This window comes from Saccharothrix algeriensis (assembly GCF_016907655.1).
Classification (GTDB): Bacteria; Actinomycetota; Actinomycetes; order Mycobacteriales; family Pseudonocardiaceae; genus Actinosynnema; species Actinosynnema algeriense.
The window spans coordinates 3,242,476-3,261,364 of the sequence record NZ_JAFBCL010000001.1 but is presented as its reverse complement, the minus strand read 5'-3'; the positions used below and the strand labels follow the sequence as shown (position 1 = coordinate 3,261,364).

The window sequence follows — 18,889 nt, the reverse complement described above, 5'->3', positions numbered from 1 at the left end:
TGATCGCTGCGGGGTATCGTGCTGCGCCGCAGCGCCGGTCGTCGGGCGTGGCCCGCCGGGGAGGAAACGTTGATCACCGAGTCCCTCCCCGCGCGGTCCGCGCCCGCCGCGCCCGCCCGCCCGCGGTGGTGGCGCCGGGAGCCCGTCCTGGTCGTGCTGCTCGGGTTCGCGTTGGCCGCCGCGTTCAACCTGCCGCTGATCCGCCACCCCCGGACGACCGTCGCCGCCGACCTGGGCGACCCGCTGCTGCAGACCTGGCAGCTCGCCTGGCACCGCCGCTTCCTGACCCGGGGCGGCGACTTCTGGACGGCGAACAGCTTCTTCCCGGCGCAGGACGCCTTCGCGTTCTCCGACTCGCTGCTCGGCTACTCCCCGCTGGCCCTGCTGTTCGGCGACGGCCCGCACGCGGCCGTGCTGCGGTACAACACGGCCTACCTCCTCGCCTGCGCGCTGGCGTTCATCGGCGCGTACTTCCTGGTCCGGCAGCTGGGCGGGAACTGGCAGGCGGCGGCGCTGGCCGGCGCGGCGGCCGCGTGGGCGCCGTGGCGGCTGGCGCACGGCGGGCACCTCAACGTCCTGTCCACCGGCGGCATCGCGCTCGCCCTGTTCGCCCTGGCCCGGGGCCACGGGTACGCGTTGCGCCCCGGCGCGCGACCGCGGGCGGCCCGGCCCGGTTGGGTGCTGGCGGGCTGGCTGATCGGCGCGTGGCAGATCACCCTCGGCTTCGCCGTCGGGATCCCGTTCTTCTACCTGATGGCGGGGGTCGGGGCGGTTGTCTGCCTGTTCCTGCTGCGGCGGCGGGGGGAGTCCGGTCGGCGGGTCGTCCTGGCGAACGCGGTCGGCGGCGCGGTGTTCCTGGCCGTGACGGCCCTGATGGCGGTCCCGTACCTGCGGGTGGTCGAGCGCTACGGCTTCACCCGGCCGTGGAGCGAGGTGTCGGCGCTGTCCGCGCCGCCGGCCGGGCTGCTCGCCGTGCCGGGTTCGTCGTGGCTGTGGGGCGGGTCGGCGCTGGACGACCAGGCGGGCCTGTCGCCGGTCGCGCCGTGGGAGAACCTGCTGTTCCCGGGGTTGGCGTTGCTGGTGACGGCGTTCGTCGGGCTGTTCGTCAGCGCGTGGCCGGTGCGGGTGCGGGTGGTGCTCGCGGTGGCGGCGGTCGCGGTGACCGTGCCGGCGCTCGGCGCGGGCGTCCTGGGCGGCGCGTACACGTACCGGCCGCTGTGGGAGTTCCTGCCGGGCTGGGACGCGCTGCGCGCGCCGGGGCGGCTGGTCCTGTGGACGGTGCTGCTGCTGTCGCTCCTGGCGGCAGGGGCGGTGACCGGGCTGGGCCGGCGGGTGGGCGGGCGGCGTCGGGCGCCGGTGGCGGCGGCGCTGGTCGTGCCCGCGGCGTTCACCCTGCTCGAAGGTCTGCCCGTGCGACCGCACCCGCGCGTGCCGGACGTGCCGCCGGGGTTGGCGGAGGTGTTCGAGCAGGTCCGCGTGCCGATGGTGGTCGTGCCGATGGACCTGGCCGCCGAGTTCCGCCACCTGCTGTGGTCGACGCGGGGGTGGCCGACGCTGGCGAACGGCAACTCCGGCAACTTCCCCCCGGCCCACGCGGAACTGGTCGAGGCGACCAAGCGCTTCCCCGACTCGCACAGCATCGACGTGCTGGACCGCCACGGCATCCGCGCCCTCGTGGTGGTGAAGTCCGCCGCGGCGGGCACCCCGTGGGCCTCCACCACCGCCCGCCCGACCACCGGCTACCCGCTGACCCGGACCGAAACGGGCGACGTGGTCCTGTTCACCGTGAAGTGACCGGCGCCGTCACTTCCCGCAGTGGCCGCGGCGGGCGGACGACTTGCGACCGGGGGCGGCCCCCGGCGCGGGGCCGCCTGTCAGTTCCTCTTGGTCAGGATCGTCGGGCCGACGATCCTGCGCGCGATGCGGCGCAGCCGGCTCTTCTGCCGGGGCGGGGTCGGCTGCGCGCCCGTCGGTTCCGCCGGTGCCGGTGCGGCTGCCGGAGTCGGCGTGGGCTGGAGCGGCGCGGCCGGGGCCGGGGTGGGCTGAACCGCCGTCGTCGGGGCCGGCGCGGGGTGGAAGGGGGCCGGGGGGAACGCCGGCCTGGTCGCCTCGTCCGCGGTGGACGCCGGGGAGAGCGCGTCCTGGATCGCCGGTGCGGCGGTGGCGGGGTTCGCCGGTGCCGCGATGACGGTCGGTGCGGCCGGGTTCGCGGGTGCCGCGAAGGGCGCGGGCGCCGTGAGGACCGTGGGCGCCGTGAGGACCGTGGGCGCCGTGAGGACCGTGGGCGCCGTGAGGGACGTGGGCGCCGTGAGGGACGTGGGCGCCGCCGGGCTCGCCGGCGCCGCGAGGAGGGCGGACGGCGCGAGGGTGGCGGACGGCGCGGGGACGGCGGGTGCCGCGGGGGTGGCGGGCGCCGCCGGGTCCGCGGGTGCCGCGAGGGTGGCCGGTCGGCCGGTGGTCGGCGGTGCGGCGGCCGGGGTGGCGGGCGTGGCCGGTGACGTGTCCGCGGGCGTCTTCGGCGCCGCCGGGGCGGGCGCCTGGGCCTGGGCCGGGACGGTGGCCGCCGGGGCGGTGCGGACGTCGCCCGCCGTGGTGCGCTTGGCCGCGGTGGCGGGGGCGGCGGTGGCGAGGACGCCGGAGATGGGCGCGGAAATGGGTCCGGAGATGGGTGCGGGCTTCAGCGCGGTGGCGGCGGGGGAGAGGGCGGGGGTCGCGGCGAGGACCGGCATGGCCGCGGTGGTCAGGATTCCCGAGATCGCGGCCGGTGCCGCGCTCGCGGGGGCGATCACCGGGGACCCGGCGGGCTTGATGCGGAGGGTGGGTGCGTCGTTGCTCGGCTGGAACTTGCTCTGCGGGGGCTGGTCAGGCTCCTGGCTGAACGTCACGGCTTGATCTTGCCAAACCACGCAGCGTAAGTCATCGGCAGGTGAATCGGCGGAAAATGAGCCCACATGGCCGAGTCGTCGTGGTTGTCGTCGTGCGCGCCGCCGTGGTAGGCCGCCGATTCGCGGTCGCGGCGACCGCCGTGGCACGGGTGCCGGCCCGGCGCTCGCGCCGCCGGGCCGGCACCCGCGGGGTTCACGCGCCCGCGAGCTCGGCGGTGAGGGTGATGGTCGTGCCCGCCAGCGCCTGGCTGACCGGGCAGTTCCGCTTGGCGTTCTCGGCGGCCTCGGCGAAGCCCGCCTCGTCCAGGCCCGGCACGACGGCCCGCACGGTGAGGTGGATGCCGGTGATGCCGGTGCCCGGCTGGAAGGTCACCTCGGCGGAGGTGTCGACCTGCTGGGGCGGGTTGCCCGCCTGGGCCAGGCCGTGCGACAGCGCCATCGAGTAGCAGGACGAGTGCGCCGCCGCGATCAGCTCCTCGGGGCTGGTCTTGCCGTTCGCCTCCTCTGCGCGGGAGGGCCAGGACACCGCGTACGTGCCGATGCCGGACGACTCCAGCGACACGGTGCCGCTGCCCTCCAGGAGGTTGCCTTCCCAGTGCGTGGTCGCCTTGCGGGTGGTGGCCATGTGCGAAATCTCCATGTCGACGTGGGATCCCTGACATGCGAAAAGGCCCCGGTGTGCACCGGGGCCTCTTCACCGAGCGGATGACGAGACTCGAACTCGCGACCCTCACCTTGGCAAGGTGATGCGCTACCAACTGCGCTACATCCGCCTGACACGAAGAACTATAGCCGATGCCTCAAACCGCGTTGCGACCGGGGGGTGGTGATCCCGCCAACAGCCGGTCGACCTCGGACAACCGCTCCGCCGGCCACCGCCACTCCCACAGCGGGCGCACCCGGTCCACGACCTCGGCGGGCAGCCACGGCGCCACCGCGTCGCGCAGCTCCCACTCGTCGAACACGTGCTCGTAGAAGCTCACGACGGAGGCGTTGGACAGGAACTGCTCGGGCTGCCGGAAGCACCAGTGCGCGAACCCGTACACCCGCCGCAGCACCTCCTCCGCGCCGTCCCGGTGCGCCTCCAGGGCGAGCTGCCACAGCTCCGACAGGAAGACGTGGCACGACCACGACTCGCGCTCGAGGACCGCGCCGAGCTCGGGGAGGAGGGCGGAAGCCCTTGTGCGCCAATCGCCCACGTGCCAGGACACTACCGGTCGAACGGTCCAACGGGGCGCCCACCGCCACCAGCCGACGCCCTCCCGTGACCGCCCCGTCACCCGGCGGCGCCGGCGACCGGCCCCGCGCGCACCGCGCCCGGCTGCGCCGAACGGCCCACGCCGTCCGTAGGGTCTTCGGTATCGGGTCGCTATCGCTTCGGGGCGGTTCGATCCAGCTGTGGCATCTTGACCTCGGACCACGAGGCGGGGCGGGAGGTGCCGGGCGGGATGGCCGGAGATGCCGATTTCGACCGGGAACTGCTCGCCAGGGTCAGGTCCGGCGACGACTCGGCGTTCGGGGAGCTGTTCTCCCGCCACGCGGACGCCGTCCGCAGGTTCGCCCTGCGGCACGTGCGCGAGCACGCCGAGGCCGACGACCTCACCGCCGAAGCCTTCTTCCGCGTCCTGCAGGCCATCCGCCGCGGCACCGGCCCGACCGACCACGTGCGGACCTACCTGCTGACCGTCGCGCGCCGGGTGGCGTGGGAGTGGAGCGGGCGGCGGCGCGACGTGCCGGTGGAGGACGAGGAGCTGTCCCGCCGGGTCGAGCCGTTCCCCGACGTGACGGCCTCGCGCCCCGAGCACGCGCTGATCTCGCGGGCGTTCACCAGCCTGCCGGAGCGCTGGCGCAGCGTGCTGTGGCAGGTGGAGGTGGAGGGCGAGCGGCCCGCCGCCGTCGCGCCGAGCTTCGGCCTGAGCCCGAACGCGATGGCCGCGCTGGCCCGCCGCGCCCGCGAGGGCCTGCGGGCCGCCTACCTCCAGGCGCACCTGGCGGAGGACGCCGGGCCGCGCGCGTGCAGCTCCGTGGTGGCCAAGCTGGGCACCTACACGGCGGGCGGCGTGCAGGGCGCGGAGCACCGCCGCATCCGCAAGCACCTGCGGACCTGCTCGTCCTGCAACTCCCTGCACGCCGAGCTGGCCGAGGTCTGCTCGACGCTGCGGGCGCACGCGGCGGGCATCGCCGTGCCGGTGGTCGCGACCGCGCTGGTCGCGCCGGCCGCGCTGGGCAAGGCCGCGTGGCTGTCCGGCCGGGTGAAGCTGGTGTTCGCCGCCACCGCGTCCGCCGCGGCCGTGGGCCTGTTCGGGGTGCTGGCCGGGACGTTCACCGGCGGGCCCGGCCCCGGGCTGATCCAGCCCGACCCGAACGCGCCGCGCGGCGGGACCGTGCTGGCGCTGCGCTCCACCGAGCCGACCGCGACCGGCACGGCGACCAGCGAGACGTCGCCGACCCCGCCCCCGGCGCAGCACGTGCACCTCACCGGCGCGCGGCCCCCGGTGGTCGCGCAGCCCCCTCGGACCGTCGTCCCGACCCCGCCCGCCGTGCCGTCTTCGTCCGCGTCTTCGTCCGCGCCGTCGTTCGCGGGGGTCCCGCGCACCGGTGACTACCGGGCGCTGCGGGACCCGGCGGAGGAGCCGTCGGCGACCACCACCGCGACGACCTCCCCGTCGCACACCGCCCTGGTCAGCACCACGGTCGCGCCGACGCCGACGATCACGCCCACCACGGTGACGCTGCGGCCGACGCCGCCCTGCATGGACCCCGCCTGATCACCGCCCGCTACCGGCGGGTTCACCCGCTGGTCGCAGGGGTTTGCCGGTAGCGTTGCAGGCGCGGAGTGATCGCTCGACGCCTTGAGGAGACGGTGATGACGCGGCTGGTGCGCGGCGCGGACGGCCGGATGTGGACGGTGCGCAGCCAGATCGAGTGGCGCAACCCGTCGGCCGACGCCGACTTCGAGCACGACGTGAGCGGCGGGCAGGGCCCCGGCGTGCTGATGCTCGCCATCGTCATCGCGATGGCCGTGATCCTGGTGGCGTGGACGCCCGAGCAGGTCGTCGTGCCCGGCTGGCTGATCATCGCCCTGGTGCTGGTGTTCCTGTTCTTCCCGGCGCGGTGGGCGGTGCGCCGGCCGTGGCTGGTCGCGGCGGAGTCGAAAAAGACCGACGAGCTGCCGCCGGAGCGGTGGGTCGGCTCGGTGCGCGGGTTCCTGACCGTGCGCAACGAGGTGGCCAACGTGGCGCGCAAGATCGAGATGTACTCGCTGCCGGACCTCGACGGGCCGCTGCAGCCGGTCGACTGAACCGGCGCCGGTCGACGGCTCGCGGTGCGCCGCCCGGGTGGTCGCGCGCGGTGGCGGAGGTCGACCGGTTCGCCGCCGCGGGTGACACTGGTCCGGTGCCGGAGCTACCCGAAGTCGAGGCGCTGGTCGACCACCTGCGCGCGCACGCCGTCGGACGTGTCGTGCACCGGGTCGACGTGGCGTCGCCGCAGGTCCTCAAGACGTTCACACCGCCGTGGACCGACCTCCGGGGCCGCCCGGTGACGGCCGCCGCCCGGTTCGGCAAGCACCTGGACCTGGACTGCGACGGGCTGCACCTGGTGGTGCACCTGGCGCGGGCGGGCTGGCTGCGCTGGTCGGACACCCTCGCCGCCGCGCCGCCCAGGCCCGGCCGGGGCCCGCTGGCGCTGCGCGTCCACCTCGGCCCGCCCGGCGGGGGCCCGGGGTTCGACCTGACCGAGGCGGGCACCCGGAAGGGGCTCGCCGCGTGGGTCGTCGCGGACCCGGCCGAGGTGCCGGGCATCGCCCGGCTGGGCCCGGACGCGCTGTCGCTGACGCGGGAGCGGCTGGGCGGGCTGCTCGCGGGCCGCGCGGAGCGGCTAAAGACGGCGCTGACCGACCAGGGCCTGGTGGCGGGCATCGGGAACGCCTACTCCGACGAGATCCTGCACACCGCCCGGCTCTCGCCCTACGCGACCGCCGGCAGGCTGTCCGACGAGGCGCTGGACCGGCTGCACGAGGCTCTGGTCGGCGTGCTGACCGACGCGGTGGCGCGGTCGGTCGGCCAGTCGGCGGCGCGGCTGAAGGGCGAGAAGCGGTCGGGGCTGCGCGTGCACGGCCGCACCGGCCTGCCGTGCCCGGTGTGCGGTGACGCGGTCCGCGAGGTGTCGTTCGCGGACAAGGCGCTCCAGTACTGCCCGACCTGCCAGACCGGCGGCCGGCCGCTCGCCGACCGCCGGATGTCGCGGCTGCTCAAGTAGCCCGGCCCGGCGGCTCAGCCGGCCCGCACGATCACCACGACCAGCGAGCGCGGGCCGTGCACGCCCTCCACGCGGTCGAGTTCGATGTCGCTGGTGGCCGACGGGCCGCTGACGAACGTGAGCGGGCGCGTCGGGTCCAGGCGGGCCAGGGCCTCCGGGACCGTGCCCACGACCTGGTCCTCGCGCACCACGCACACGTGCAGGTCCGGCAGGAGGGTCAGCGCGCGCCTGCCCTGCGCCGCCCCGGCGTCCAGCACGATCGTCCCGGTCTGGGCGATCGCCACCGCGCACCCGGTCAGCACGCCGTCGGACCCGTCCAGCTGCCGCACGTCCAGCGGCGGGTCGTCGCGCAGCCAGGTCACGCCCGGCACGTCCCACGGCAGGTCCGCCGGCGCGACCACCCGCTTGCCCGCCAGCACGTCCCCGAGCAGCGGGAGCAGCCCGGCCGGCTCCACGACGCGCACCGCGGCCCGGTAGTGCGCGACCCGGTCGGCCAGCAGCTCCACCGACGCGGCGCCGGTCCGGCGGTAGCCGCGCGGCACGGGCGGCGTCGGCGGGCGGTCCGCCAGCGCCGCGCGGACGTCGGCCAGGATGCGCGCGCGGGCGTCAGCCACGGTTCCTCCGCCACCACTGGCGGAACGACTCGCGGGCGGGCACCGGGGCGTCGCGGGACGACGTCCAGGCCGCGCCGGGGCCGGGCAGCCGCGACAGCCGGCCGTCGCGGGCCAGGAAGCGGACCAGCGAGCCGAGCCGCTGGGCGCGCTCGTAGCGCTCGGGCGAGGCGAAGACCCACGCGGCGGCGGCCATCGCGACCGACTCGGCGTCCCGGCCCCTGGCCGCCACGACCTCGGCGCGCAGGTGCGTCAGGACCTCGGGGATGTCGATCCGCACCGGGCACACCTCGAAGCACGCCCCGCACAGCGACGACGCGAAGGGCAGCGACGCGGCCTGCTCGTCGTGCGGGTCGGCCACCAGCTGCGGGGTGAGGATGGCGCCGATCGGGCCCGGGTAGACCGACCCGTAGGACCGGCCGCCGGTCCGCTCGTAGACGGGGCAGGCGTTCAGGCACGCCGAGCAGCGGATGCAGCGCAGCGCCTGCCGGCCGACCGGGTCGGCGAGGGTCCTGGAGCGCCCGTTGTCGAGCAGGACCAGGTGGAACTCCTGCGGCCCGTCGCCGGGCGCGACCCCCGTCCACACCGAGGTGTAGGGGTTCATGCGCTCCGCCGTGGACGAGCGGGGCAGCAGCTGCAGGAAGACCTCCAGGTCCTGCCAGGTGGGCACGACCTTCTCGATGCCCATCACGGTGATCAGCCTCTTGGGCAGCGTCAGGCACATCCGGCCGTTGCCCTCGGACTCCAGCACCACCACCGAGCCGGTGTCGGCGACGGCGAAGTTCGCGCCGGAGATCGCCACGTCGCAGGACAGGAACTTGCGCCGCAGGTGCGCCCGCGCCGCCTCGGCCAGGGCGCGCGGGTCGTCGCTGTCGGCCTCGATGCCCGCCGAGCGGAAGATCGCGCGGATCTCCGCGCGGTTGCGGTGGATCGCGGGCACCAGGATGTGCGACGGGCGGTCGTGGCCCAGCTGCACGATCAGCTCGGCGAGGTCGGTCTCCACCGCGCGCACGCCGGCCGCCTCCAGGGCCTCGTTCAGGCCGATCTCGGCGGTGGCCATCGACTTGACCTTCACGACCTCCTCGGCGTCCCCGACGAGGTCGCGCACGACCGCGTTGGCCTCGGCGGCGTCGCGGGCCCAGTGCACCACGCCGCCGCGCGCCACGACGGCCGCCTCCAGCCGTTCCAGGTAGGTGTCCAGGTGGTGCAGCACCTCGTCCTTGATCGCCTCGCCGGCCCGGCGCAGCTCCTCCCAGTCGGGCAGCTCGCCGACGGCCTCGGCGCGGCGGCCCCGGATCGTCGTGGTGGCGTTGCGCAGGTTGCGGCGCAGCTGGGTGTCGGCCAGCGCGGCGCGGGCCGCCTCCGGGAACGCCGGGCTGCCCAGCCAGGTCACCGGGTTGCGGGCGCCCAAGGCTCCTCCTCCGTGCTCGCCAGGATCTCCGCCAGGTGCACCGGGCGCACCCCGGCGCGCAGCCGGGACAGGCCGCCGCCGATGTGCATCAGGCACGAGTTGTCGCCGGCGGTGAGGACCTCCGCGCCCGTGCCGAGCACGCAGTGCATCTTGTCGGCCAGCATCGCCGTGGAGGTGTCGGCGTTCTTGAGCGCGAACGTGCCGCCGAAACCACAGCACTCGGCCGCGCGGGGCAGCTCGACCAGGTCGATCCCGCGCACCGCCCGGAGCAGCTGCAGCGGCTTCCCGCCCACGCCCAGCGCGCGCAGCGAGTGGCAGGTCGGGTGATAAGTCACCCGATGGGGGAAGTATGCACCCACATCGGTCAAGTTCAGGACGTCGACCAGGAACTCCGACAGCTCGTAGGTGCGCGGCGTCCCCGCGCCCAACCGGGGGTGGACGTCGCGCACCATGGCCGCGCACGACCCCGAGGGCGTCACCACCGCGTCGTAGCCCCGGAACACCCGCTGGAAGCGTTTGGCCAGGTCAGTGGCGTGTTGGCGGTAACCGGTGTTGAAGTGCGCCTGTCCGCAGCACGTCTGGTCCATCGGGAAGTCGACGCCGCACCCGAGCCGTTCCAGCAACCGCGTGGTGGCGCGGGCCGTGGCGGGGTGCAGCGTGTCCGTCAGGCAGGTGGCGAACAGCGCGACCTTCTCCACGGCGCACACTCTGCGCCCAAATTCATCGGATGTCTACCCGATCCAGGACCACCCCTTGCCGAGAGAGCACCGCACGGCACAGCATGGACGCCGTGCGTGACCTTCTGACCGAGCGCGCGGTCCTCGGCGTCATCGCGACCCTGGCCGTGCTCGGCCTCTTCGTGATGCTCTGCCGCGCCCGCAGGGTGAGCACATCGGTCGAAGACGCCGTGATGGACATGCTGCACCGGATGTCCAAGGCGTCGGCGGACCTGCGGGAGGGGCTCACGCAGGACGCGGCGGACAAGGCCACACCGCACCTGCGCGAGATGCTGCGGTGCGTCGCGGTGGGCATCACCGACCACGAGGGGACGCTGCTGTCGTGGGACGGCGGCGCCAACGACCACTACGAATTCCTGCGCCCGTACATCGAGCGGGCCATCGGCGAGTTCCACAAGGAGCACGTCGAGCACCGGAAGCTGGACTGCGAGCTGCCCGGCCCGTGCGCGCTGCACTCGGCGGTGATCGTGCCGCTGCTGGTCGAGTCCGAGGTCGCCGGGACGCTGATCGTGGTGAGCGGGGTGGCGAACAAGCGGCAGATCCGGATGGCCGAGGAGACCGCCCGCTTCGTCTCGACGCAGCTGGAGCTGGAGGTGCTCCAGAAGTCGCGGCAGGCCCTGGCGCAGGCGGAGGTGCGGGCGCTGCGGGCGCAGATCTCGCCGCACTTCGTGTACAACGCGCTGAACACGATCTCGTCCCTCATCCGGACCGACCCGTCGCACGCGCGGGAGCTGCTGCAGGAGTTCGCGGAGTTCACGCGCTACTCGTTCCGGACCGACGGGTTCTTCACGACGCTGGCCGACGAGCTGACCAACATCCACCGCTACCTGACCATCGAGCAGGCCCGCTACGGGCCCCGGTTGAACGTGCGGCTGAAGATCGCGCCCGAGGTGCTGCAGGTGGTGCTGCCGTTCCTGGTCCTGCAGCCGCTGGTGGAGAACGCGGTGCGGCACGGGCTGGCCAAGAAGCCGGGCGGCGGGCTGCTGACGATCCTCGCCGAGGACAACGGGGCGGAGGCCCTGATCTCGGTGGAGGACGACGGCGTCGGCATGGACCCGGACCGGCTGTTCGAGGACTTGAAGGACGCCCACCAGACCGGGGCGCACGTGGGCCTGGGCAACATCAACCACCGGATGAGGGCGGTGTTCGGCGACGACTACGCCCTGGTCGTCGAAACCGCGCCGGACGCCGGGATGAAGATCATCCTGAAGGTGCCCAAGTACTCGCCGGGCGTGCGCACCAACCTGCCCCTCGTGCCGCCCAGGCTGGAGGAGACGGCGGAACAACCCGCGATCCGCACCTGACCGCCCTGGGCGATCACTTGATCGAGGTACGTGTGCCCCGGCACTTTTCCGCCGGGGACTTCGTTGCCGTAAACGTAAGGAAGCGGCCCCCACGGCGAGGCGCCAAGGCACTCGGGCGCGCTGGTGGCGGCGTGCGCGCGGTTGGTGATGGTGCGCGGCGGACGGGTGCCGCGCGCGGCGGGCATGACGGGCGTGGGCGGGCGCGGCGCGGTGGACAGGCGCGGCGCGGTGGACGGGCGCGGTGGGCATCCGCGGTCGCGGACGGGCGCGGTGCGTGGCGGTCGGGTGCGACGGGCATGGCGCGTGGCGGCATGGCGGGGCGGGCGCGGCGCGGTGGACAGGTGCGGCGGGCATGGTGCGTGGCGGTCGGATGCGGTGGGTGCGGTGCGCGGAGGGTGCGGTGCGCGCGGCGAACATGCGGGGCGGCGGACCCGGACACGGACGCGGGGGCGCTGAGCGGAGAAAGCCGGGTGCCTGCGGGGCGATCGGGATCTGCTGGGCGTCCGCGGCGAGGGCGAGCGGGTCCCTGACGAGCGGGTCCCTGAGGGGCGAGCGAGGCTCGGAGAGCCGCCGGCGATCGAATCGAGGAGCCTGGGCCGGGGTGGAGCTTGGATCGGGGAGCCGCCGGGCGGCGGTGGCTGCGGCGGGGGCTTGAGAGCCGGGGGACCGGACGGCGGGGATCGGCGCCGGGGGCTTGAGGAGTTCCGAGGTGCGAAGCGGAAGCCCTGGGTGCGGGATCCGCCCGTGGTACGGGTTCGCCTGAGGTGCGGGATTGGCCCGAGGTGCGGGATTGGCCCGAGGTGTGGGGGTGTGGGGTTCGCCCGAGGCGTGTGGTGGGGCCCGAAGTGTGGGGATCGGCTCGAGGTGCGGGGTCGGCTCGAGGTGTGGGGTCGGCCCGAGGTGCGGGGATCGGCCTGAGGCGTGAGGTGGGGTCTGAGGTGTGGGGTTCGGCCCGAGGTGTGACGTGGGGGAGTCGGGAGCGCAGGGCAGCAGGGGGTCGGTTGGCGCCGGGGATCAGCCGGCGGCGATGGCCAGCACCGCCACGATCATCACCGCGCACATCGACCAGACGATCCACATCCAGTAGACGTGCATGGGGCCGGGGCCGTCGGCGTTCTGCCTGCCCCGGTCGTCCCACCACTCGACGTAGCGTTCGAGCCACCGGATCGGGTTGAACGTCACCGGCCGATGTTAGCTCCGCCACGCCGTTCCCGCGGGCACACGTAAGGTCGACCCATGAGCGTGACGGACAAGATCGCGGCCCGCCTGCCCAAGATCGTCAGCGACCGCGCCGAGCGCGGGCCCGTGGTGGCGGCGGTGCGCCTGCACGGCGTGATCACGCCGACGCCGACGCCGATGGCCCGCAACACCATCAACGCGCAGAACGTCGAGAGCGCCCTCACCCGCGCGTTCGACCACGACCGCCTGGTCGCCGTCGCCCTCCTGGTCAACTCGCCGGGCGGCGCGCCGACGCAGTCCGCGCTGATCGCCGAGCGCGTCCGCGAGCTGGCCGCCCGCAAGCGCGTCCCGGTGCTGGCCTTCTGCGAGGACGTCGCCGCGTCCGGCGGCTACTGGCTGGCCTGCGCCGCCGACGAGATCTACGCCCACGGCACCTCGCTGGTCGGCTCGATCGGCGTCGTCAGCGCCGGGTTCGGGCTCAACGGGCTGCTGGAGCGCCACGGCGTCGAGCGCCGCGTCTACACCGCCGGCGAGCACAAGGTCCGGCTCGACCCGTTCAAGCCCGAGAAGCCCGAGGACGTCGAGTGGCTCAAGGGCCTGCACGGCGACCTGCACGCGCAGTTCGTCGACTGGGTGCGGGAGCGGCGCGGCGACCGGCTGCACGCCGACGCCGACCTGTTCAGCGGCGAGGTCTGGACCGGGGCGCGGGCCGTCGAGCTCGGGCTGGTGGACGCGATCGGCACGGTGCGGTCCGTCGTCGCCAAGCGGTACCCGGACGCCGAGATCACCGTCGCCGAGCCCCGCCGACCGCTGCTCGCCCGCCTCGGGCTCGCCGGGAGTTCCACCCGTTCAGGCGACTTCCTGCCGGCCGCGCTGGCGGCGCTGGAGGAGCGGGCGCGCTGGTCGCGATTCGGCTTGTGACACCCGGTCGAGGTCACGGTCGCGTCGACACCGGCCGGTCCGCGTAGACACGGACCGGCGTAAATGGGCAAGATGCGCGGCACAGTGAGTATCCAGGACAACACCGGCCTCCTCGTCCTGGCGGTGGACGACGAGGCGCCCGGTCTCAGCGAGATCAAGTACCTGCTCGAGAGCAGCCCGCACATCCGCCGCGTGCTCACCGCCTTCGACGCCGCGGAGGCCCTGCGCGTCCTGCGGGGCGACTACGACCCCGACGTCATGGAGCGCACCCGCGCGGGCCTGCCGCCGGTGGACGCGGTGTTCGCCGACATCAACATGCCGGGGCTCAGCGGCACGGACCTCGCCCGCGTGCTCGGCGCCTTCCGCGCCCCGCCCGCGCTGGTCTTCGTCACCGGCGTCGAGCACTCCGAGGCCGTCGTGGCCTTCGAGGTCGGCGCGCTGGACTTCGTGACCAAGCCGATCAACGAGGACCGCATCAACAAGGCGATCTCGCGCGTGGTCGAGCGGGTCGCGGCGGCGCCCGCCGCGACACCGGAGCCCGCGCCGCAGGAGCCGACCGACGACGAGGTCATCCCGGTCGAGCTGGGTGGCACCATCAAGCTCGTGCCCAGGGCCAGCGTCCGGTACGTCGAGGCGCAGGGCGACTACGCGCGCCTGCACACCGGCGACGGCCAGAGCCACCTGGTGCGCATCCCGCTGGCCCAGCTGGAGGAGCGCTGGGAGAACGCGGGCTTCGTGCGCATCCACCGCTCGTTCCTGGTGGCGCTGCCGCTGGTGACCGAGCTGCGGATGACGTCGAACGGCTACGCGGTGGTGATCGGCTCGGGCGAGGCGGCGAAGGAGCTGCCGGTCAGCCGGCGGCACACCCGCGAGCTGAAGGAGCGGATCGTGCGCCCGCCCAAGAGCAGCTGGGGATGAGCAAGCACTCCGGCCCGCCGGGGCAGCCCGACCAGCCGCAGCCAGGGGAGCGGGACGCCTGGCCGGCGGCGGCGACGCGCAAGAACCGCCGCCGCCGGGTCGTGCTGGCCGACCCGCGCGGCCGGGGCCGGGTGCTGCGCACGATCATCGAGCTGGAGGAGCAGACCAGCGTCGGCGAGAAGCTGATCCGCGACCTGATCCGGCAGCAGCTGCGCACGGCGTTCCTGCTCGGCGGCGGCACGCTGCTGCTGCTCGCCCTGCTGCCGGTGGTCTTCTTCCTGGCGCCGGGGCTGGGCGAGGTGGAGCTGCTGGGCGTGCGGCTGCCGTGGCTGCTGCTGGGCATCCTGCCGTTCCCGCTGTGCTACGGCGTGGGCTACGCCTACCGAAGACTCGCGGAGCGCCACGAGCACGACTTCGTCAGCACGGTGGACCGGTGATCCAGAACCTCTGGAGCCTGGGGTTGGTCGTCGTCGTCGCGGCGATGACGTTCCTGCTGGGCTACGTGGGTTCGCGCCGGGCCAACACCACGCCGGACTTCCTGGTGGCGCGCCGGGCGATCCCGGCGACCCGCAACGCGGCGGCGATCTCCGGGGAGTACCTGTCGGCCGCGTCGTTCCTGGGCGTCGCGGGCCTGGTGCTCAAGGACGGCATCGACGCGCTCTGGTACCCGATCGGCTTCACCGCGGGCTACCTGGCGATGATGCTGTTCGTGGCCGCGCCGCTGCGCCGGTCGGGCGCGTACACGCTGCCGGACTTCGCCGAGGCGCGGCTGGGGTCGACGAACCTGCGCCGGGTCTGCACGTTCTTCGTGATCTGCATCGGCGTGCTCTACCTGGTGCCGCAGCTGCAGTCGGCCGGCCTGACGCTGAACACGATCACCGGGCTGCCCGCGTGGCTGGGCGGCGCGGCGGTGACGGTGATCGTCGTGGTGAACGTGCTGGGCGGCGGGATGCGCGCCATCACGCTGGTGCAGGCGTTCCAGTACTGGGGCAAGCTGTTCGCGATCGCCGCGCCGACGTTCGTGCTGTTCGCGGTGTTCCTGACCGGCCCGGGGGACCGGGGTCCGGCGGTGGACGCCGAGGGCGTGCTGCGGTTCCACGAGGACGTCGCCGTCACCACGGTGGACGAGGTGCGGGTGCAGGTCGCGCTGCCGATGGAGCTGACGGCGGACGGCCGGGTCAACGGCGCCCGCGCGGACGGCGCGGTGTACTGGACGCCCGGCACGTACACCGTCGCCAAGGACACCGAGCTGCGGTTCGGGGCCGGGTCGCCGGTGCCGGTGGTGGAGGGTTCGCCGACGGACAACGAGCGGTGGCTCGAACCCCAGACCGGCGGGCTCGGCGGGCTGTTCGAGACCTACTCGCTGATCTTCGCGACGTTCCTGGGCACCATGGGACTGCCGCACGTGCTGGTGCGGTTCTACACGAACCCGGACGGCAAGGCGGCCCGCCGCACGGCGCTGCACGTGCTGTACCTGCTGGGCCTGTTCTACATCTTCCCGACGGTGCTGGGCATCATCTCCCGCCAGTACCTGCCGGAGCTGCTGGTGACCGGCAAGACGGACGCGGCGGTGCTGCTGCTGCCGAGCACGATGCAGCCGAACGTGCTCGGGCAGGTGCTGGGGGCGATCGTGGCGGCCGGCGCGTTCGCGGCGTTCCTGTCCACGTCGTCGGGGCTGCTGGTGAGCGTCGCCGGGGTGGTGTCGACGGACATCCTGCCGGGCAAGGTCCGGGACTTCCGGTGGGCGACGGTGCTGACCGGCGCGGTGGCGATCGGGCTGGCGCTGGTGCTGCCCCGCTCGGACGCCTCGCTGACGGTGGCGATGTCGTTCGCGCTGGCGGCGTCCACGTTCTGCCCGCTGCTGGTGCTGGGGATCTGGTGGCGCGGCCTGACCTGGGTGGGCGCGATCGCCGGGCTGGTGGTGGGCGGCGGGCTGGTGATCGGGTCGCAGGCGGTGACCGTGGTCAGCTCCTACACCGGGTGGTGGGCGCCCTCGGTGTTCGCGCAGCCCGCGCTGGTCACGGTGCCGGTGGCGTTCCTGACCATGGTGCTGATCAGCAAGCTGACCGCCCGGCGGCGGCCGGAGGACGTGAGCCGGATCCTGCTGCGCCTGCACGCGCCCGACCCGCTGGGGTTCATGCGGGACCGCGACGTGCAGCGGTTCGGCACCGCCGAGGAGAAGGCCCGGCTCGCCGAGCGGCGCGACCAGCCGCGGTCCTGACCGGGCGTCGCGCGGGATCACCCGCGGTCGGCGCGCATTCCATGGATCGGCGATGGAACTTTCCCGCCTCCTGCGGAAGAAAGGCGATCCGCGCGCCCGCGGTGTGTTCTTCGCCACGGCCCATCGCCGCGGTCGCGCCCGGTGGTCGGTGACCCCGCTGCCCCTGCCGGGTGGCGCGGGTGCGGCCCGCTCCACCCGTTCAGCCCCGCGCCCCGACCGCGAGCGGTAGGACAGCACAAGAAGGTGTGGCAGAAAACCATTCGATCCGGTGAACGGCGCACTACCTCAAGCGGGTGACTGCTCGTCTCAGTATTCCTACCGCTCATCGCATCACCCGACTGTTGAGCGCAAGTCCACGGACGGGGTCTTTCAGGGGTGACCTACGTCTCCTTACGGTGCTGCGCGTATCGAACGCACCAGGAGGGATTACGTGGCGTTCACACCGTCGACAAGTCCGAGGAGGGGAACGTGAGCACTGCCGAAGACGCGTCAGGGGGCGCCACCCCCGTTGGAGCGACCCCCGATTGGGTTGAAGTACAGGCCGGTCCCGACTTCGTCGAGCTGCGCCGCCGGCTGCGGACCTTCGTGTTCCCCATGGCCGGGCTCTTCCTGGCCTGGTACGTGCTCTACGTCCTCCTCGCGGACTACGCCCGCGGCTTCATGTCCACGAAGGTGTTCGGCAGCGTCAACGTCGGCCTGCTGCTGGGCCTGCTCCAGTTCGCGTCGACGTTCGTCATCACCACCCTGTACGTCCGGCACGCGAACCGGAAGCTCGACCCGATCGCCGACCGCATCCGCCACGAGGTCGAGGGGGCCGACCGGTGAACAGCAACCCCCTGCTCAACATCGGCATCTTCGCCCTGTTCGTCGTCGTGACGCTGGTCGTGGTGTTCCGCGCCAGCCGCAACACCCGGACGGCCTCCGACTACTACGCCGCCGGCCACGCGTTCACCGGCCCGCAGAACGGCGTCGCCATCTCCGGCGACTACCTGTCCGCCGCGTCCTTCCTGGGCATCGCGGGCGCCATCGCGGTCAACGGCTACGACGGCTTCCTGTACTCGATCGGCTTCCTGGTGGCCTGGCTGGTGGCGCTGCTGCTGGTCGCCGAGCTGCTGCGGAACACCGGCAAGTACACGATGGGCGACGTGCTGAGCTTCCGGATGCGGCAGCGCCCGGTGCGCGCGGCGGCGGCCACGTCCACGCTCGCCGTGTCGTTCTTCTACCTCCTGGCGCAGATGGCCGGCGCGGGCGGCCTGATCGCCCTGCTGCTCGACATCAAGGACAAGACCGGCCAGGCGCTGGTCATCGCCGTCGTCGGGCTGCTGATGATCTTCTACGTGCTGGTCGGCGGCATGAAGGGCACCACCTGGGTGCAGATCATCAAGGCCGTGCTGCTCATCGCGGGCGCCGCGCTGATGACCGCCTGGGTGCTCGGCAAGTTCGGCTTCAACCTGTCCTCGCTGCTCGACAGCGCCGTGTCCAAGGCGGGCCGGACCGGCGAGGCGATCCTCAACCCCGGCCTGCAGTACGGCAAGACGGGCCTGGGCAAGGTCGACTTCATCTCGCTCGCCCTCGCGCTGGTCCTGGGCACCGCGGGCCTGCCGCACATCCTGATGCGCTTCTACACCGTGCCGACCGCGAAGGAGGCCCGTCGCTCCGTCGTGTGGGCGATCTGGCTGATCGGCATCTTCTACCTGTTCACGCTGGTCCTGGGCTACGGCGCGGGCGCGCTGGTCGGCCCGGACGTGATCAAGGGCCTGCCCGGCGGCGTCAACTCGGCCGCGCCCGCGCTGGCCTACGCGCTGGGCGGCACCGTGCTGCTGGGCATCATCGCGGCGGTGGCGTTCGCGACGATCCTCGCCGTGGTGGCCGGCCTGACGATCACCGCGTCGGCCTCCTTCGCGCACGACATCTACGCCAACGTGATCAAGAAGGGCGCGGTGGACGACAAGGCGCAGGAGGTGCGGGTCGCCCGCATCACGGCCGTGGTGATCGGCGTCGTGGCGATCCTCGGCGGCATCCTCGCCAACGGCCAGAACATCGCCTTCCTGGTCGCGCTGGCGTTCGCGGTGGCGGCGTCGGCGAACCTGCCGACCATCCTGTACTCGCTGTTCTGGAAGCGGTTCAACACCTCCGGCGCGCTGTGGAGCATCTACGGCGGCCTGGCGTCCACGATCGTGCTGATCGTGTTCTCCCCGGTGGTGTCCGGCAAGCCGGTGGACGCCACCGGCAAGAGCCCGTCGATGATCCAGGGCGTCGACTTCCACTGGTTCCCGCTGGACAACCCCGGCATCGTGTCCATCCCGCTGTCGTTCCTGCTGGGCTACCTCGGCACGGTGCTGTCCAAGGAGCGCGACGACGCCAAGTACGCCGAGATGGAGGTCCGCGCCCTGACCGGCGTGGGCGCGGAGAAGGCCACGGCGCACTAGTCGCGCCACCCCG

General features: G+C 73.6%; 18 protein-coding genes and 1 tRNA gene. 11 read left to right on the top strand and 8 right to left on the bottom strand.

Features of this window, described 5'->3' with window-relative positions:
- Window positions 1-69: 69 nt before the first annotated feature.
- Window positions 70-1,794: a hypothetical protein gene (locus JOE68_RS14810; protein ID WP_204842926.1), complete on the top strand. Its 1,725-nt coding sequence runs from the start codon at window positions 70-72 to the stop codon at window positions 1,792-1,794.
- Window positions 1,795-1,874: 80 nt separating this feature from the next.
- Here JOE68_RS14810 and JOE68_RS14805 read toward each other — a convergent pair whose 3' ends face one another.
- The 4 genes from JOE68_RS14805 to JOE68_RS14790 all read right to left on the bottom strand — a co-directional run bounded on the left by JOE68_RS14805 (window position 1,875) and on the right by JOE68_RS14790 (window position 4,084).
- Window positions 1,875-2,885, bottom strand: a complete 1,011-nt coding sequence (locus JOE68_RS14805) for a hypothetical protein (protein ID WP_204842925.1) — start codon at window positions 2,883-2,885, stop codon at window positions 1,875-1,877.
- A gap of 193 nt (window positions 2,886-3,078) precedes the next feature.
- Entirely contained in the window at window positions 3,079-3,510 is a 432-nt protein-coding gene (locus JOE68_RS14800) for an OsmC family protein (RefSeq protein ID WP_204846106.1), read from the bottom strand.
- A gap of 75 nt (window positions 3,511-3,585) precedes the next feature.
- Window positions 3,586-3,658: transfer RNA gene (locus JOE68_RS14795), tRNA-Gly, on the bottom strand.
- Window positions 3,659-3,685: 27 nt separating this feature from the next.
- Window positions 3,686-4,084: a DUF7674 family protein gene (locus JOE68_RS14790; protein ID WP_204842924.1), complete on the bottom strand. Its 399-nt coding sequence runs from the start codon at window positions 4,082-4,084 to the stop codon at window positions 3,686-3,688.
- A 249-nt stretch (window positions 4,085-4,333) separates the two neighbouring features.
- Between JOE68_RS14790 and JOE68_RS14785 the strand changes: the two genes are divergently transcribed.
- The 3 genes from JOE68_RS14785 to JOE68_RS14775 all read left to right on the top strand — a co-directional run bounded on the left by JOE68_RS14785 (window position 4,334) and on the right by JOE68_RS14775 (window position 7,145).
- Complete coding sequence (locus JOE68_RS14785) at window positions 4,334-5,653, top strand: sigma-70 family RNA polymerase sigma factor (RefSeq protein ID WP_204842923.1); 1,320 nt, start codon at window positions 4,334-4,336, stop codon at window positions 5,651-5,653.
- A 98-nt stretch (window positions 5,654-5,751) separates the two neighbouring features.
- The gene (locus JOE68_RS14780; RefSeq protein WP_204842922.1) at window positions 5,752-6,186 is read left to right on the top strand and encodes a DUF983 domain-containing protein; all 435 of its coding nucleotides are present in this window, start codon (window positions 5,752-5,754) and stop codon (window positions 6,184-6,186) included.
- Between the two features lie 95 nt (window positions 6,187-6,281).
- Window positions 6,282-7,145, top strand: coding sequence for an Fpg/Nei family DNA glycosylase (locus JOE68_RS14775; RefSeq protein WP_204842921.1), 864 nt, complete (start codon window positions 6,282-6,284; stop codon window positions 7,143-7,145).
- Between the two features lie 14 nt (window positions 7,146-7,159).
- On the opposite strand, the gene JOE68_RS14770 is transcribed toward JOE68_RS14775, so the two are convergent.
- From JOE68_RS14770 to JOE68_RS14760, 3 genes are read right to left on the bottom strand one after another with little or no spacing between them, the layout of a single operon-like run.
- On the bottom strand, window positions 7,160-7,759 hold the full coding sequence (locus tag JOE68_RS14770) for a LutC/YkgG family protein (protein WP_204842920.1): 600 nt from the start codon (window positions 7,757-7,759) through the stop codon (window positions 7,160-7,162).
- Window positions 7,752-9,167: a LutB/LldF family L-lactate oxidation iron-sulfur protein gene (locus tag JOE68_RS14765; protein WP_204842919.1), complete on the bottom strand. Its 1,416-nt coding sequence runs from the start codon at window positions 9,165-9,167 to the stop codon at window positions 7,752-7,754. The genes JOE68_RS14770 and JOE68_RS14765 overlap by 8 nt, the downstream gene beginning before the upstream one ends.
- Entirely contained in the window at window positions 9,146-9,865 is a 720-nt protein-coding gene (locus tag JOE68_RS14760) for a (Fe-S)-binding protein (RefSeq protein WP_307819689.1), read from the bottom strand. Before JOE68_RS14760 ends, JOE68_RS14765 begins: the two co-directional genes overlap by 22 nt.
- A gap of 83 nt (window positions 9,866-9,948) precedes the next feature.
- Between JOE68_RS14760 and JOE68_RS14755 the strand changes: the two genes are divergently transcribed.
- Window positions 9,949-11,208 (top strand): sensor histidine kinase, encoded by a 1,260-nt coding sequence (locus tag JOE68_RS14755; RefSeq protein ID WP_204842917.1) that lies wholly within the window; start codon window positions 9,949-9,951, stop codon window positions 11,206-11,208.
- 1,014 nt (window positions 11,209-12,222) lie between these two features.
- Here JOE68_RS14755 and JOE68_RS14750 read toward each other — a convergent pair.
- Entirely contained in the window at window positions 12,223-12,390 is a 168-nt protein-coding gene (locus tag JOE68_RS14750; RefSeq protein ID WP_204842916.1) for a hypothetical protein, read from the bottom strand.
- 54 nt (window positions 12,391-12,444) lie between these two features.
- Between JOE68_RS14750 and JOE68_RS14745 the strand changes: the two genes are divergently transcribed.
- From JOE68_RS14745 to JOE68_RS14720, 6 genes are all read left to right on the top strand, one after another.
- Complete coding sequence (locus tag JOE68_RS14745; RefSeq protein ID WP_204842915.1) at window positions 12,445-13,308, top strand: S49 family peptidase; 864 nt, start codon at window positions 12,445-12,447, stop codon at window positions 13,306-13,308.
- Between the two features lie 63 nt (window positions 13,309-13,371).
- On the top strand, window positions 13,372-14,226 hold the full coding sequence (locus tag JOE68_RS14740; RefSeq protein ID WP_204842914.1) for a LytR/AlgR family response regulator transcription factor: 855 nt from the start codon (window positions 13,372-13,374) through the stop codon (window positions 14,224-14,226).
- Window positions 14,223-14,663: a hypothetical protein gene (locus JOE68_RS14735; RefSeq protein ID WP_204842913.1), complete on the top strand. Its 441-nt coding sequence runs from the start codon at window positions 14,223-14,225 to the stop codon at window positions 14,661-14,663. The genes JOE68_RS14740 and JOE68_RS14735 overlap by 4 nt, the downstream gene beginning before the upstream one ends.
- A 44-nt stretch (window positions 14,664-14,707) precedes the next feature.
- Entirely contained in the window at window positions 14,708-16,447 is a 1,740-nt protein-coding gene (locus JOE68_RS14730) for a sodium/solute symporter (protein WP_239563890.1), read from the top strand.
- 468 nt (window positions 16,448-16,915) lie between these two features.
- The gene (locus tag JOE68_RS14725) at window positions 16,916-17,272 is read left to right on the top strand and encodes a DUF485 domain-containing protein (RefSeq protein ID WP_307819688.1); all 357 of its coding nucleotides are present in this window, start codon (window positions 16,916-16,918) and stop codon (window positions 17,270-17,272) included.
- On the top strand, window positions 17,269-18,876 hold the full coding sequence (locus tag JOE68_RS14720) for a monocarboxylic acid transporter (protein WP_204842910.1): 1,608 nt from the start codon (window positions 17,269-17,271) through the stop codon (window positions 18,874-18,876). Before JOE68_RS14725 ends, JOE68_RS14720 begins: the two co-directional genes overlap by 4 nt.
- The last annotated feature ends 13 nt before the right edge of the window (window positions 18,877-18,889 follow it).